Here is a 15,379-nt window from a genome sequence, read left to right as displayed (position 1 = left end):
CAGGGGCGGTTTGGTACGGATTTCCGGCCTCCGGGTGGAATACCCGGAGGCCGGTCCGCGGGCCGTCAGGACCAGGTGATCAGACGGCGGGGGTGCTCCAGGACGGCGGCGATGTCCGCGAGGAAGCGGGAGCCGAGCTCGCCGTCGATGAGGCGGTGGTCGAAGGACAGCGCCAGGGTGGTGACGTGGCGCGCCTTGACCTTGCCCTTGTGGACCCACGGCTGGAGCTTGATCGCGCCGACCGCGAGGATCGCGGACTCGCCGGGGTTCAGGATGGGCGTACCGGTGTCGACGCCGAAGACGCCGACGTTGGTGATGGTGATCGTGCCGTTCTGCATGTCGGCCGGGGAGGTCTTGCCCTCGCGGGCCGTGGCGACCAGCCCGGACAGGGCCTGCGACAGCTCGCCGAGCGTCTTGGCGTGGGCGTCCTTGATGTTCGGGACGATCAGCCCGCGGGGGGTGGCCGCCGCGATGCCCAGGTTGACGTAGTGCTTGAGCACGATCTCCTGGGCCGCCTCGTCCCAGGACGCGTTCACGTCCGGGTTGCGGCGGACGGCCACGAGGACGGCCTTGGCGATCAGGAGCAGCGGGTTGATCCGGAGCCCCGCGAGGTCCGGGTCCTCCTTGAGCTCCTGGACCAGCTTCATCGTGCGGGTCACGTCGAAGGTGATGAACTCGGTGACGTGCGGCGCGGTGAAGGCGGAGCCGACCATGGCCTGGGCGGTGATCTTGCGGACGCCCTTGACCGGGATGCGGGTCTCGCGGACGGACCCGGCGGCCTCGGCCGGAGCCTGCGCCGCCTGAGCCGCCTGCGCCGCAGCCGGAGCCTGGGCCTGTACGGGAGCCGCCTGCGGCTCCTGAGCCACCGGGACCGCCGCGGAGACGGCCTGCGGGGTGATGGCCGCAGCGGCCGCAGCGTGGACGTCCTCGCGGGTCACGACCCCGCCGTCGCCGGTGGGGACCACCGCGGCCAGGTCGATGCCGAGGTCCTTGGCGAGCTTGCGCACCGGCGGCTTCGCCAGCGCCTTGCCCGCGCCGCCCTGGGCGGGGACCACCGCGGGGGCGGCCGGAGCCGCCGGGGCCGCCGGAGCCGTGGCCGGAGCCGCCGGAGCGGCCGCGGCGTGGGCCACGCCCGTGCCGTTCTGTGCGGCGACCGCGGGCTGCGGAGCCTTGCGCGGGCGGCGCTTCGTAGAGGCGGTGGAGACTCCGTAGCCGACCAGGACGGGCTGGCGGGCCGCCGGGGCCTCGGGCTCCGCCGCGGCTGCGGCGACGGCCACGGGGGCTGCCACGGGGGCTGCCACCGCTGCCGGGGCCTCGTCGGCCGGGCCGGTCCGCACCGAGATGATGACCTGGCCGACGTCGACCGTGACGCCCTCCTCGAAGAGGAGCGCGTGCACGACCCCGTCGAAGGGGATCGGCAGCTCGACGGCCGCCTTCGCCGTCTCCACCTCGCAGACGACCTGGCCGTCGGTGACGGTGTCACCCGGCTGGACGTACCACTTGAGGATCTCGGCCTCGGTGAGGCCCTCGCCCACATCGGGCATCTTGAATTCGCGGATCGTCATCGCAGGGCTCTCCTCAGTACGCCAGCGAGCGGTCGACTGCGTCGAGCACCCTGTCCAGGCCCGGCAGGTACTCGTCCTCCAGGCGGGCCGGCGGGTACGGGGCGTGGTAGCCGCCCACGCGCAGCACGGGCGCCTCCAGGTGGTAGAAGCACCGCTCCGTGATGCGAGCGGCGATCTCCGAACCCACACCGAGGAACACCGGCGCCTCGTGGACCACCACGAGCCGGCGGGTCTTCTCCACCGACGCCTGGATCCCGTCGAAGTCGACCGGGGACATCGAGCGCAGGTCGACGACCTCCACCGACTTGCCCTCCTCGGCGGCGGCCGCGGCGGCCTCCAGGCAGACCTTCACCATGGGCCCGTAGGCCGCAAGGGTGATGTCGGTACCCGTACGGGCCACCCGCGAGCCGTGCAGCGCGTCGGGGATGGCCTCGACGTCGACCTCGCCCTTGTCCCAGTAGCGGCGCTTCGGCTCGAAGAAGATCACCGGGTCGTCGCTGAGGATCGCCTGCTGGAGCATCCAGTAGGCGTCGTTCGCGTTGGACGGCGAGACCACCTTCAGGCCCGGGACGTGCGCGAACAGCGTCTCCGGGGACTCCGAGTGGTGCTCGACCGCGCCGATGCCGCCCGCGTAGGGGATGCGGATGACGACCGGCATCTTGATGGTGCCGAGCGAGCGCGCGTGCATCTTGGCGAGCTGCGTGACGATCTGGTCGTACGCGGGGAAGACGAACCCGTCGAACTGGATCTCCACGACGGGCCGGTACCCGCGCAGGGCCAGGCCGATCGCGGTGCCGACGATGCCGGACTCGGCGAGCGGGGTGTCGATGACCCGCTCCTCGCCGAAGTCCTTCTGCAGTCCGTCGGTGATGCGGAAGACGCCGCCGAGCTTGCCGACGTCCTCGCCCATGATGAGGACCTTGGGGTCCTCTTCGAGGGCCTTGCGCAGGGAGTCGTTGAGCGCCTTGGCGATGGTGAGCTTCTGTACGGCCATGACGGTCACTCCCCGCCTTCGAAGGACGCGAGGTAGGCGGCGAACTGCGCGCGCTCCTCGTCGACGAGCGCGTGCCCGTCCGCGTAGACGTTCTCGAAGATCGCCATGACGTCCGGGTCGGGCATCGAGCGCACGACCTCGCGCACCCGCTTGCCGAGCGCCTCGCTCTCCACCTCCAGCTGCTCGAAGTACGCCTCGTCGGCGCCTCCGGTGGCCAGCAGGTGGGCCTTGAGGCGCAGGATCGGGTCCTTGGCCTCCCAGGCCGCCGTCTCCTCGTCGCGCCGGTACTTCGTCGGGTCGTCGGAGGTGGTGTGCGCACCCATCCGGTACGTGAAGGCCTCCACCAGGGTGGGTCCCTCTCCCCGGCGGGCCCGCTCCAGTGCCCAGCGGGTCACCGCGAGGCAGGCCAGTACGTCGTTGCCGTCCACCCGGACGCCCGGGAAGCCGAAGCCCTGCGCGCGCTGGTAGAGCGGTACGCGCATCTGGCGCTCGGTGGGCTCGGAGATCGCCCACTGGTTGTTCTGGCAGAAGAACACCACGGGCGAGTTGTAGACCGCCGAGAAGGTGAAGGCCTCCGCCACGTCGCCCTGGCTGGACGCGCCGTCGCCGAAGTAGGCGATGACCGCCGAGTCGGCGCCGTCCTTGGCCACGCCCATCGCGTACCCGGTCGCGTGCAGCGTCTGGGAGCCGATGACGATCGTGTAGAGGTGGAAGTTGTTGGTGGTCGGGTCCCAGCCACCGTGGTTCACACCGCGGAACATGCCGAGGAGGTTGGTCGGGTCGACCCCGCGGCACCACGCCACGCCGTGCTCGCGGTAGGTCGGGAAGACGTAGTCGTCGTCGCGCAGGGCCCGGCCGGAGCCGATCTGGGCGGCCTCCTGGCCGAGCAGCGAGGCCCACAGGCCCAGCTCGCCCTGGCGCTGGAGGGCGGTCGCCTCGCCGTCGAAGCGGCGGGTCATGACCATGTCGCGGTAGAGACCCCGCAGGTCATCGGTGGTGATGTCGGCGACGAAGGGCGCGAATTCCGCGATGTCGGGATGGTCCGCGACCTCGACCCGCTCCCCTTCAGGCGTCAGCAGCTGTACGAGCTGGGGCTCGGCGTCATGCGTCTTCGCGGTGGCAGCGGCGGGCTTGGCGGCGCTTGCCGCGCCGGCCGGCCGCTTGGTGCCGCTGCGGCGCGGCTTGCGCGCGGCAGTGCTCTCCACGGTCACGATTGCTCCTCCGTCGGTCCGGCACCCGGGTTCTCCGGGGACCAGTGCGGCTCACCTGGATCTCTGCCCGCGCACGGGGTGGGTGCGCTTCGGGTCTGGGATTCAGGCGTGACAGGTGCCCCGGCGAGTGCCCTGCGCAATGCACGTTACCCAGTGCGTCGCATAACTGCGAAACCCCGTTTGACCTGCGATTTTGCTTGGATTTCCAAGTAAATCCGCGGAACCGGGAACAACCACTGGTCACAGCCTTGCAGGGGGCCGGAACAACGGCACGTTATCCCGGCCGTCCCCGGCAGGGAAGGGGTGAGTGTGTGAAACTGAGTTCGTGCGCGAAAACGGAAAAATCAAGGTATTCCTCCTGGACGACCACGAAGTGGTACGCAGGGGTGTTCACGAGCTGTTGTCGATGGAATCGGACATCGAGGTCGTGGGTGAGGCCGGTACGGCCGCCGACGCGCTGGTCCGCATCCCCGCCACCCGCCCCGACGTGGCCGTGCTCGACGTCCGGCTGCCCGACGGCAGCGGCGTGGAGGTGTGCCGCGAGGTGCGCTCCCAGAACGAGGACATCAAGTGCCTGATGCTGACCTCGTTCGCCGACGACGAAGCCCTGTTCGACGCGATCATGGCCGGCGCCTCGGGCTACGTGCTCAAGGCGATCCGCGGGAACGAGCTGCTCAACGCGGTGCGTGACGTGGCGGCCGGCAAGTCCCTGCTGGACCCCGTCGCCACGGCCCGGGTGCTGGAGCGGCTGCGCGACGGCAAGAACGGCAAGGGCGACGACCGGCTCTCCAACCTCACCGAGCAGGAGCGCAAGATCCTCGACCTGATCGGCGAGGGCCTGACGAACCGGGTGATCGGCGAGCGCCTGCACCTGGCCGAGAAGACCATCAAGAACTACGTCTCCAGCCTGCTCTCGAAGCTCGGCATGGAGCGCCGCTCGCAGGCCGCCGCGTACGTGGCCCGCCTGCAGGCCGAGAAGCGGAACTGAGTCCGTAACTCGGTGGGCCGCAATTCAGCGGGCCGTAACTCAGTGTGACGCCCCGTGGTGGCACGATTCCACGGGGCGCACTGTTTAATTCGGGACCAACGTCCTTCATGTGCGGGGCGGGCTCCTCTTTCCCCACACGGTGTCGGTACCCGACAGTGGATGACATGTCCCCAGAGGAACTCCACGCCATCGAACTGCTGCGCCGCGTGCCGTACGGCCGAGCCGCCACCAGCATGCGCGCGCTGCCCTTCCTCGCCGTCGCGCGCCACATCGTGGTGAACGGCAAGGTCGTCCTGAGAATGCACGCCGGTTTCGGCTACCACCACGCCTGCAACGGCAGCGTGGTCTCGTACGGAGCCGACAACTTCAATTCCGGCGACTCCCAGCTGTGGTCGGTGCAGTTCACCGGCACCGCGAACCTCGTCGAACCCACCACCGCCGAACTGGAACTGTTCGGCCCCGGTCCGCACTTCGTGGACGGCGCGGTCTTCGACCCCGTCTACATGCGGATCGAGCCGCACCTCGTCACCGTCCACACCCTCGCGGGCAATCTGGACCGGCAGTACCAGCACGCGCTCTGAGCCTTCCGAACCCCCCGAGCAGTCCGCTTCGGGACGTTGGTCCCGTGCGGCACGGTCATGCAGAACGGCCCGGCAGTCCTCTCACCGAGAGGTCCGCCGGGCCGTTCTTCATGACGCAGGGCTACTCTCCGTCGTCCCCGATGCCATTGCCCTCGGGCGACTTCGAGGCGCTCGGCGACGCCGACTTCGACGGGCTCGGCGTGGGCGTCGGCGTCGGCGTGGGCGTCGGGGTGGGCGTCGGCGTGGGGGTCGCGCTGGGCGAGTACGAGTAGCTCGGCGACGAGGACTTGCTGCGGCTCGCGGACGGCGAGTACGAGTACGAGCTCTCCGGAGCCGACTTGGACGCCGAGTTCTCCGGCGAGGGGCTCTCCGGCGTCGCGCCGGCCGAGGAGGACGCGGAGCTCGCCGGCGGGGTCGGGCCCGTGCCGGGGTCCTTCTTGCCGCCACCGAAGCCGTTGACCGCGTACGCCACGCCGCCCGCGACCGCGAGGACGGCGAGCACCGCGAACAGCCACAGCTTCCAGCCGCCGCCCCCGGAGGGACGCTCGTTGTACCCGTCGTAGCCGCCGGTCCCGCCGTGGCCATTGCCGCCCCCGCCGGGGTAGGCGGAGCCGTCGTCCGGGTTCAGCGGCGGCACCATCGGCTGCTGGAACTGCGAGGTGTTGGAGTGCGAGCCGTACTGCGGCTGGCCCTGGCCGGGCGTGGCCATCGCGGTGGTCTGCGCCGGGCCGCGCCCGTGCGGCAGCGCCATGGTGACCGGGCCGGTGTTCCAGGTGCCGGTGTTGGCCCCCTGGTCGTGCAGCATCTGCAGGGCGTACTGGACCAGCCCGCGCATCTCCTCGGCGCTCTGGAACCGGTCGTCCGGATCCTTGGCGAGGGAGCGCATGACGAGCCCGTCGAGCTCCTGCGGGATGTTGCCGCCCTCCGGCAGCTGCGAGGGCGGGATCGGCGCGTCCTGGACGTGCTGGTAGACCACCGACAGCGGGGTCTCCCCGGTGAACGGGGGCCGCAGCGAGAGGAGTTCGTAGAGCAGGCAGCCCGTCGCGTACAGGTCGGAGCGGTGGTCCACCGCCTTGCCGAGGGCCTGTTCGGGCGAGAGGTACTGCGGCGTGCCCATGACCATGCCGGTCTGGGTCATCGTCGACTGCGCGCCGTGCAGGGCGCGCGCGATGCCGAAGTCCATCACCTTGACCGCGCCCGTGTCCGTGATGATCACGTTGGCGGGCTTGATGTCACGGTGCACGATGCCGTGCTGGTGCGAGTACGCGAGCGCTTCGAGCACGCCGGAGGTGATGATCAGCGCCTGGTCGGGGCCCGGGGCCTCGGCGCTGATCAGCAGGTCGCGGATGGTGCGGCCCTCGACCAGTTCCATGACGATGTAGGGGACGACGTTCGGGCCGACCCGGTCCTCGCCCGAGTCGTACACGGCGACGACGGCATGGTGGTTGAGGCCGGCGACCGACTGCGCCTCGCGCGTGAAGCGGGCCTTGGACACCGGGTCCTCGGCCAGGTCCGGGCGCAGCAGCTTGACGGCGACGGTCCGGCCCAGCCGGACGTCCTCCGCGGCGAAGACCTCGGCCATGCCGCCCCGGCCCAGACGGTGGGTCAGCCGGTAACGGCCGTCGCCCACCAGGCCGCCCGCGCCCCAGTGCTCAGGACCCTCTGCCATCCCGGCGCCGCTTCCCTCGGGTTCGGGTGCCATCAGTCCTCACCGTCGTCTGTCTCGGCCGCCGCTCAGCGGTAGGTCCTCATCGTGTGCTCCGACGAACGCTACAGCCTCGGAACCGGTCACCGTTCGGACGCGGACCCCCCGTGCGCCGCCTGTGGACCCCCTGTGGCCTTGTGGTCACGGAACGGGAACCTGGCTTGACGTGTGCTTGCCCTCCGGCAGACTGAGCCCGACATGCGCTCAGCCAGGGGCGTGGGGACCATCCCGAGGGGAAGCAACAGTCATGAGCCAGGACGGCACTCAGGGCCAGTACGCGGGCGGCTCTCTGGCCGGTGGCCGTTACCAGCTGAGGGACTTGCTCGGCGAGGGAGGCATGGCCTCCGTTTACCTCGCCTACGACTCGGCGCTGGACCGTCAGGTCGCCATCAAGACCCTGCACAGTGAGCTCGGACGCGAACAGTCCTTCCGCGAACGCTTCCGGCGCGAGGCCCAGGCTGTAGCGAAACTGTCGCACACGAACATCGTCTCGGTCTTCGACACCGGTGAGGGGGTCGTCTCCTTCGCGAACCCCGCGGCGGCCGACGGCTCGGTCATGCCGTACATCGTCATGGAGTACGTCGAGGGGCAGCCTCTCGGCTCCGTCCTGGACGGCGACATCAGGCAGTACGGGGCCATGCCGGCCGACAAGGCGCTGAAGGTGACGGCCGACGTCCTGGCCGCCCTGGAGAGCAGCCACGAAATGGGGCTGGTCCACCGCGACATCAAGCCGGGCAACGTCATGATGACGCGGCGCGGAGTGGTCAAGGTCATGGACTTCGGCATCGCGCGGGCCATGCAGTCGGGGGTCACCTCGATGACGCAGACCGGCATGGTCGTCGGCACCCCGCAGTACCTCTCCCCCGAGCAGGCGCTCGGCCGGGCCGTGGACGCCCGCTCCGACCTGTACTCGGTGGGCATCATGCTCTTCGAGCTGCTGACCGGGCGGGTCCCCTTCGTCGCCGACTCGGCCCTGGGCATGGCGTACGCGCACGTGCAGGAGGAGCCGGTCGCGCCCTCCTCCATCAACCGCTCGGTCACCCCGGCGATGGACGCGCTGGTGGCGCGGGCCCTGAAGAAGAACCCGAACGAGCGTTTCCCCACCGCCGCCGCCATGCTCGACGAGGTCGCGCGGGTGGCGGGCGCCGGGCACACCGGAGCCCCCGTCATCGTCCCGGGCTCGCACCCGACCAACAGCGGCGCCGGTCTGGGCTCGGCCGTGTTCCCCCCGGTGGACTCCTCCCTGCAGGCCCCGCCGCACTCGGTGCAGCAGCCGTACCAGCCGCCGCACACCCCGGTGCCGTCCCCGTACGCGCCGACCCCGCCTCCGGCGCCGCAGTCCGGGGCGTACGGGTACCCGCAGCAGCACCAGCCGCAGCACCAGCAGACCCCGGCGCCGTACTCGGCTTCGACCCCGCCGCCGTACACGATCTCGCCGCAGGGTGGGCAGGGCGGGCAGGGCCCGGCCGCGGGCGGGACCGGCAAGAAGAAGAACAACCAGATCGTGATCGGGGCCGTCCTGGTGGCGCTGGTGGCCATCGGCGGGCTGATCGCCGTCCTGAACATGGGTGACAAGGACAAGGACAAGGCCGGGCCGTCGACCCCCGGCTCCTCCACTTCGGCGTCCGCCCCGGCGAGCACCGGGCACAAGGGCCCGGACCTCTCGCGGACGATCGAGGAGTCCAAGTGCAAGGAGCCCCGGAAGGGCACCGACGCCACCAAGGTGGTGGCACCGGACTTCCGGTACATGAACGAGGTCTCGGTCAAGGCGTGCATCCGGGCCGGCGGCTGGAAGTACGACCCCAAGCCGAGGGACGAGGCGGTCTACGGCGAGGGGACCATCGTGGAGCAGCAGCCCGCCGGCGGCGCCGAGATCGACCCGAAGAACACCACCTTCACCCTGTGGATCTCGACGGGCGACCCGGAGTAGGCCTACGGGAGACCCCCGGGGGTCACGCCCCGGAAGGGTGAAGCGCGGTTCGCCCACGGGGCGCCGGTACTGATACATACGCGCAGGTCACACCCGCCGCACTCCGGGAGTCCTGTTGCACCACCGCGCACGCAGCCTCGTACGCCTCCTCACCGCCGGCGCCGCCGCGCTGGCGGTGAGCGCGCTCACCGTCTCACCCGCCTCGGCCGCCGGGGCCTCGTCCAGCTGCGAGACCACCGGCGCGTACGGCAACGCCGACTGGACGTGGCTGAACGGCTACACGCTCCTCCACGTCAAGCTCACGTCCGTGGACACCTCGAACGACGCCCGCATCGCGGGGATCCGTCTCTACTCGCTGGACTACGACGGCGGCTCGCACGACTGGCCCTGGCGCTACAACAAGCGCGGGGCCGGCAAGAGCCAGACCTGGGAGACCACCCTCCAGGACAAGCGCGGGATCGACCGGGTCGGCGTGGAGGTCGCGGCGTTCAGCGACGCCGGTTACCGGAGCATGTGCGGTTCCGCTTCCGTGAAGAACCCGACCTTCTAGACGGACCTTCCGGGCGGACCTTCCAGCCGGACCTTCCAGGCGGACCGGCATCCCGAACGGCCTGTACGGGATGCCGGTTTTGTCCGGTTATGTAAATCTGAGTCCGTGACCTACGCCCGCGCGCTGCGCTGGACCGCCGGGGCAGCGATGGCAACCGCCGCGCTGCTGGTCACGGCGCCCGCCCACGCCGCGCCGGCGCCCGCCGCGGCCCCCCTCACCGTTTTCACCTCCGCGCTCGCCGCCGTGTCCTCCGGCGACCCCGCGCCCGCGACCGACGTGGCGGACCGGGCCTTCGAGGACCTCGCCGGCAGCTCCGCCGGGGCCGGGCGCGAGCGGCCCGGACGGCCGGTGGGCGAGCCCGCCAACCCCGAGACCGTGCTCGCCGCCCGCCCCGTCCCGGCGCTCCCGCGCACCGAGCCGGTCCCGCAGGCTCCCGCGACCCCCTCCGCCCCTCCGGTGAACCCGATGGTGGGCGCACTGGGCACCGAGCCGAACGAGCGGGCCGCCGACCTGGCCGCGCACATACTGCCGCTCGGAACGGGATTCGCCCTGATGGGACTGGGTCTCGGCTTCATGGGAATGCGGCTGCGCCGGGGCGCGTAACCCCTGGTCACGCGCCCGCTCCCGCCCTCCCCCCACCCTCTCCCCACCCCCGTTCCCACCCCGGGTCCCTCTTGGGACGTAGGCCTCAGGATGGTTGCGGCGAGGTACATACTCGGTATACATACTGAGTATGTCGATCCGCCACGGCCTTCTCGCCCTGCTGGAACGGGGCCCCAGGTACGGCTCTCAGCTCCGCACCGAATTCGAGTCCCGCACCGGTTCCACCTGGCCGCTCAACGTCGGGCAGGTGTACACCACGCTCGCCCGTCTGGAACGCGACGGCCTCGTCGCCCCCGGCGGCGCGGACACGGCCGGGCACACCCTGTACGCCATCACCGAGACCGGACGCCACGAACTGCACGCGTGGTACGAGCGTCCCGTGGACCGGGCCAACCCGCCCCGGGACGAACTCGCCATCAAGCTCGCCATGGCCGTCGGCGCACCCGGCGTGGACATCCGTGCCGTCATCCAGTCCCAGCGGCACGCCACCGTCCAGGCCATGCAGGACTACACCCGGCTCAAGGCCCAGGCGCTCGCCGCCATCGAGAGCGGACGCTCCGGCGAACGCGACGACATCGCCTGGCTGCTGGTCCTGGAACAGCTCATCTTCCAGACCGAGGCCGAGGCCCGCTGGCTCGACCACTGCGAGTCCCGGCTCGTACGGCTGGCCGCGCGCGGGGAGCGCGCACCGGCCGAGGCCGAACCGCCCGAGGCCGCCGGGCCCACCACCGTCCCGACCACACCCACGACCCAGACCACCGACCGGTCTCTTGCCCGCACCGCCCGCACGCGGCGGGTCTGACACCACCGCTCCACGCCCCAGGGGGGAACCCTTCATGCCCGACCAGCCCGTATTGCAACTGGACCAGCTCGTCCGCACCCACGGAAGCGGCGCCACCGAGGTGCACGCCCTGCGCGGGATCGACCTCTCCGTGTACCCCGGCGAACTCGTCGCCGTCATGGGCCCCTCCGGGTCCGGCAAGTCCACGCTGCTGACCCTCGCCGGCGGACTCGACACCCCGAGCCGCGGCCGGGTCATCGTCGAGGGCACCGACATCACCACCGCGAGCCGCAAGCAGCTGGCCGCCCTGCGCCGCCGCAGCATCGGCTACGTCTTCCAGGACTACAACCTGATCCCGGCCCTCACCGCCGCCGAGAACGTCTCCCTGCCGCTCGAACTCGACGGAGTCTCCGCGCGCAAGGCCCGCGTCTCCGCGCTCGCGGCCCTGGAGGAGATGAACCTCGGCCAGCTCGCCGACCGCTTCCCCGACGAGATGTCCGGCGGCCAGCAGCAGCGCGTGGCCATCGCCCGCGCCCTGGTCGGCGACCGCCGCCTGGTCCTCGCCGACGAGCCGACCGGAGCCCTCGACTCCGAGACCGGGGAGTCCGTGCTCGCCCTGCTGCGCTCGCGCTGCGACGCCGGCGCGGCCGGAATCCTGGTCACCCACGAGCCGCGCTTCGCCGCATGGGCCGACCGCGTGGTGTTCCTGCGCGACGGCAGCGTCGTCGACGAGACCCTGCGCAGCCATGCCGACTCCCTGCTCTCCGGGCAGGCGGCCGCTCAGTGATCTCCGCGTACCACTCCTGGATCGCGGCGATCCGGATAGCCCGCCGCGATGCCTGGCGCTCCAAGGGCCGCAGCGCCCTGGTCCTGGCCATGATCGCGCTGCCGATCGTCGGCGTGAGCGCCGTCGACCTCACCGTGCGCAGCTCGCAGCTCTCCCCCGAACAGCACGTCAGCCGGGTGCTCGGCGCCGCCGACGCCAAGGTGCGCGACCCCCAGATGGGGGTGGCCATCTACCAGTCCCCCGACGCCCAGAGCTACGCCCCGGTCGGCGGTTACGACAAGTACCAGCCGAGCGCCGGCGGCGGGGACGAGACCACCACCGCGCCCGTGCTCCCGGCCGGGTCCCAGTCCGTCAAGGACAGCCTCTCCTACGCCAAGGTCCGCACCCGGTACGGGATCCTGGACACCGAGCTGCGCGAGGTGGACCCGGCGAGCCCGCTGGTCAAGGGCCTGTGGACGCTGGAGCGCGGCCGGCTGCCGCAGGCGGCCGGCGAGATCCTCGCCACCGGCGCCTTCCTGGAGGAGTCCGGGTACTTCCTCGGCTCCAGCGTGACCCCGCGCGAGTCGAAGACCTCGTACAAGATCGTCGGTGTCTACGAGCTGCCCGACGCCCTGAAATCGGCGCAGCTCCTCGCCCCGCCCGGCACCCTGCTGGCCCCGCTCGACCGGGACCTGAAGGCCGCCGGCGGCAGCGGGGTGCACCCCCAGGACGAGTTCCTGGTGAAGGTCGGCGGCGAAGGTTTCACGTGGAACATGGTCAAGGAGACCAACGCCAAGCAGCACCTGATGGTCGAGTCCCGCGTCGTGCTGCTGAACCCGCCGGCCGACTCCGAGGTGCCGCTCTACACCGAGCAGCCCAGGGACGCGTGGCGGCCCGGCTCCATGATCGGCCCCACCGAACTCGCGATCGTCTCCACCGTCGTCGGCCTCGCCATGCTGGAGATCTGCCTGCTGGCCGGACCCGCCTTCGCGGTCGGCGCCCGGCGCTCGCGCCGCCAGCTCGGCCTGGTCGGCGCCAACGGCGGTGACCGGCGGCACATCCGGGCCATCGTGCTCTCCGGCGGCCTCGTCATCGGCGCCGCGGCGGCCGTCATCGGCACCGCCGTCGGCATCGCCCTCACCCTGGCTCTGAGCCCGCTGCTGGAGTCGACGATCGGCAAGCGGTTCGGCAACTTCGACGTCCGCCCGGTGGAACTCCTCGCCATCGGCGGGCTCGCCGTCCTGACCGGGCTGCTGGCCGCGATCGTCCCGGCCGTCAACGCCTCCCGGCAGACCGTGCTGGCCTCCCTCACCGGCCGCCGCGGGGTGCGCCGGGCCAACCGGGTGCTGCCCGTCCTCGGCCTGCTCGCCATCGCGGGCGGGGCCGCCATCGCCCTGTTCGGCTCCGTGTCCAAGATGGGCGCCACCGTCGTCGCGGGCGGCAGCGCCATCGCCGAACTCGGCGTCGTCGCCCTCACCCCCACCCTGGTCGGCCTGTTCGGCCGGGCCGGCCGCTGGCTGCCGCTGTCGCCCCGCCTCGCGCTGCGCGACGCCGTCCGCAACCGGGGACGTACGGCACCGGCCGTGGCCGCCGTGCTGGCCGCCGTGGCCGGCACCGTCGCCGTGGCCACGTACCAGCACAGCAAGGAGATCCAGGCCCGGCACGAGTACGTCGCCAGCCTGCCCTTCGGGACCGGGGTGATCGAGACGAACGAGTTCACCGCCTACCGGGACGTGCCCGCGATGCGCGAGACCCTGACGAAGGAACTCCCGGTGGCCGTACGGGCCGACGTGGAGCGTCCCGTCGTCGGCAAGCCGGGCTGCTCCCCGTACGGCGACAGCCCGGACTGCGGGCGGGCCGAGGTCATCATCCCGAAGGCGCAGCGCTGCCCCCTCTTCGGGGCCGTGAACGGGCCCAGTTCGTTCACACTGGCCCAGCAGAAGGAGCTGCGCAACGACTGGCGGTGCCAGTACAGCCGCTTCGGGGTCCAGCACTCCCTCGTCGTCGCCGACGAGAAGCTGCTGTCCGTCCTCGCCGTCGACGACCCGGGTGCGGCCGCCGCACTGAAGGCGGGCAAGGCCGTCTCCTTCAAGAAGCAGAACGTGCTCGCGGACAAGGTCACCGTCCGGCTGATCATGGGCCGGGGCGAGCCCGCCCCCGGTTCCGCGCCCGATGAGCCGGGAGCCGGCCAGGACAAGGTCTTCGCCGCGTACCAGGTGCCCGAATCGGTGACGGGCTACGGCGTGGAGCTGGTCCTGCCGCCCGCGGCGGCGAAGAGCGCCGGGATCACCTCCGTCCCCTTCGGCTCGTACTTCACCCTCGACGGGGACGCGAGCTCCGAGCAGCGCCAGCGGCTCGAAGGGGCCCTCGACAAGCTGGGCATGGACACCAGCCTGAAGATCGAGAAGGGCTACGAGGGCGACGACAGCCTCGTCATGCTCGTCCTGACCGTCTTCGCGGGCCTGGTCACCATCGGCGCCGCCGGCATCGCCACGGGCCTGGCCCAGGCGGACGCCGAGGGCGATCTGAAGACCCTGGCGGCGGTCGGCGCACCGCCGCGGGTGCGGCGCACCCTCAGCGGCTTCCAGTGCGGGGTGGTCGCCCTGATGGGCGTGGTGCTCGGCTCGGCCGCCGGGATCCTGCCCGCGGTCGGACTCCGGCTCACCGAACGGCGGGCCGCGGCCGACCTGGTCCGCAACGGCATCGAGAACGGCTACTCGGCCGCCTCCGAGGCCATTCCGTACATCCCGATCGCGGTGCCGTGGACCACGCTGGGCGGCCTGCTGATCGTCGTCCCCCTGGGCGCGGCGCTGCTGGCGGCCCTGGTCACCCGTTCGAGCGGAGCACTGGCCCGCCGCGAGGTCTGACGATTCCGGCTCCTTTGGTGCCCCCGCACAGGGTGGATCACGCCCGTGCGGGGGCACACCGTGTGAATACGAAGGTGTGCGAGAGAATGACGGCATGGAGATGCCGAGGAGTGAACGGTCGCAGGACAGCCCCCCGCCCGGCCTGATCGTGGGGCAGGACGGGTTGCCGGTCGGCGGCGCCGATGACGAGTCGCGCGAGGTCCCGGTGACGGAGATGGTCGAACAGCCCGCCAAGGTCATGCGGATCGGCAGCATGATCAAGCAACTCCTGGAAGAGGTACGCGCCGCACCTCTGGACGAGGCCAGCCGGGTCCGTCTCAAGGACATTCACGCAGCGTCGGTGAAGGAGCTGGAAGACGGTCTGGCTCCCGAGCTGGTGGAGGAACTGGAGCGGCTCTCCCTTCCCTTCACCGAGGAGGCGATCCCCTCCGAAGCGGAACTGCGCATCGCCCAGGCCCAGTTGGTGGGCTGGCTGGAAGGCCTGTTCCACGGCATCCAGACGGCCCTGTTCGCGCAGCAGATGGCGGCGCGGGCCCAGCTGGAACAGATGCGCCGGGCCCTCCCGCCCGGCTCCTCCCACGAGGACGACGAGGACGGCCCCCACGGCGCCATCCGCTCCGGCCCGTACCTCTAACCACCCCGCCCCACCACCCCTCCGGGGCCGCCCCTAGGGCGGCCCCGAAGCCATGTCCGCCGCCCGACGCTCGCGTCTGGGCGCAGCACATCCAGCCCGTCCGGCGTTTGAGGACCGGGTCCGGGCCGGCCCTGACGCGAATAAACATCTCCGAGCCCACCAGACCTTAAGCAAACTCGTATGCCGTCATCAGATTGGAAAATA

General features: G+C 71.3%; 13 protein-coding genes. 9 read left to right on the top strand and 4 right to left on the bottom strand.

The features are described from left to right. Positions 1-65: 65 nt before the first annotated feature. Genes ACFWNV_RS13960 through pdhA form a run of 3 tightly spaced genes read right to left on the bottom strand, consistent with a single transcriptional unit; the run spans position 66 to position 3,770 of the window. Positions 66-1,565 carry a dihydrolipoamide acetyltransferase family protein gene (locus ACFWNV_RS13960; RefSeq protein WP_383945424.1) on the bottom strand — a complete coding sequence of 500 codons (1,500 nt, stop codon included), beginning with the start codon at positions 1,563-1,565 and terminating at the stop codon, positions 66-68. A 13-nt stretch (positions 1,566-1,578) separates the two neighbouring features. Beyond that, the gene (locus ACFWNV_RS13955; protein ID WP_383945421.1) at positions 1,579-2,559 is read right to left on the bottom strand and encodes an alpha-ketoacid dehydrogenase subunit beta; all 981 of its coding nucleotides are present in this window, start codon (positions 2,557-2,559) and stop codon (positions 1,579-1,581) included. Between the two features lie 5 nt (positions 2,560-2,564). Beyond that, positions 2,565-3,770, bottom strand: coding sequence for a pyruvate dehydrogenase (acetyl-transferring) E1 component subunit alpha (gene pdhA / locus ACFWNV_RS13950; RefSeq protein ID WP_383945418.1), 1,206 nt, complete (start codon positions 3,768-3,770; stop codon positions 2,565-2,567). 325 nt (positions 3,771-4,095) lie between these two features. On the opposite strand from pdhA, the gene ACFWNV_RS13945 reads away from it, so the two are divergent. Both ACFWNV_RS13945 and ACFWNV_RS13940 read left to right on the top strand, forming a co-directional pair. Next, complete coding sequence (locus tag ACFWNV_RS13945; RefSeq protein ID WP_250738766.1) at positions 4,096-4,758, top strand: response regulator transcription factor; 663 nt, start codon at positions 4,096-4,098, stop codon at positions 4,756-4,758. 164 nt (positions 4,759-4,922) lie between these two features. Next, the gene (locus tag ACFWNV_RS13940; protein WP_383945415.1) at positions 4,923-5,339 is read left to right on the top strand and encodes a pyridoxamine 5'-phosphate oxidase family protein; all 417 of its coding nucleotides are present in this window, start codon (positions 4,923-4,925) and stop codon (positions 5,337-5,339) included. A gap of 121 nt (positions 5,340-5,460) precedes the next feature. On the opposite strand, the gene ACFWNV_RS13935 is transcribed toward ACFWNV_RS13940, so the two are convergent. Then, entirely contained in the window at positions 5,461-7,008 is a 1,548-nt protein-coding gene (locus ACFWNV_RS13935; RefSeq protein WP_383945413.1) for a protein kinase, read from the bottom strand. A gap of 283 nt (positions 7,009-7,291) precedes the next feature. Here ACFWNV_RS13935 and ACFWNV_RS13930 point away from each other — a divergent pair, with 283 nt between their 5' ends. The 7 genes from ACFWNV_RS13930 to ACFWNV_RS13900 all read left to right on the top strand — a co-directional run bounded on the left by ACFWNV_RS13930 (position 7,292) and on the right by ACFWNV_RS13900 (position 15,175). Next, entirely contained in the window at positions 7,292-8,974 is a 1,683-nt protein-coding gene (locus tag ACFWNV_RS13930) for a protein kinase (protein WP_383945410.1), read from the top strand. A gap of 115 nt (positions 8,975-9,089) precedes the next feature. Next, positions 9,090-9,524, top strand: a complete 435-nt coding sequence (locus ACFWNV_RS13925) for a hypothetical protein (protein ID WP_383945407.1) — start codon at positions 9,090-9,092, stop codon at positions 9,522-9,524. A gap of 105 nt (positions 9,525-9,629) precedes the next feature. Next, complete coding sequence (locus ACFWNV_RS13920) at positions 9,630-10,127, top strand: hypothetical protein (protein ID WP_383945404.1); 498 nt, start codon at positions 9,630-9,632, stop codon at positions 10,125-10,127. A 130-nt stretch (positions 10,128-10,257) separates the two neighbouring features. After that, on the top strand, positions 10,258-10,929 hold the full coding sequence (locus ACFWNV_RS13915; RefSeq protein ID WP_383945401.1) for a PadR family transcriptional regulator: 672 nt from the start codon (positions 10,258-10,260) through the stop codon (positions 10,927-10,929). A gap of 34 nt (positions 10,930-10,963) precedes the next feature. After that, positions 10,964-11,695, top strand: coding sequence for an ABC transporter ATP-binding protein (locus ACFWNV_RS13910; protein WP_383945399.1), 732 nt, complete (start codon positions 10,964-10,966; stop codon positions 11,693-11,695). Next, positions 11,692-14,541, top strand: a complete 2,850-nt coding sequence (locus tag ACFWNV_RS13905) for an FtsX-like permease family protein (RefSeq protein ID WP_383945396.1) — start codon at positions 11,692-11,694, stop codon at positions 14,539-14,541. Before ACFWNV_RS13910 ends, ACFWNV_RS13905 begins: the two co-directional genes overlap by 4 nt. 94 nt (positions 14,542-14,635) lie before the next feature. Then, positions 14,636-15,175, top strand: coding sequence for a bacterial proteasome activator family protein (locus ACFWNV_RS13900; RefSeq protein ID WP_356506752.1), 540 nt, complete (start codon positions 14,636-14,638; stop codon positions 15,173-15,175). The last annotated feature ends 204 nt before the right edge of the window (positions 15,176-15,379 follow it).

The sequence above is a fragment of the Streptomyces sp. NPDC058401 genome, from assembly GCF_042722885.1.
Lineage (GTDB): Bacteria > Actinomycetota > Actinomycetes > Streptomycetales > Streptomycetaceae > Streptomyces.
The sequence above is the reverse complement of the archived record's forward strand: the minus strand, read 5'-3'. Positions and strand labels throughout refer to the sequence as shown.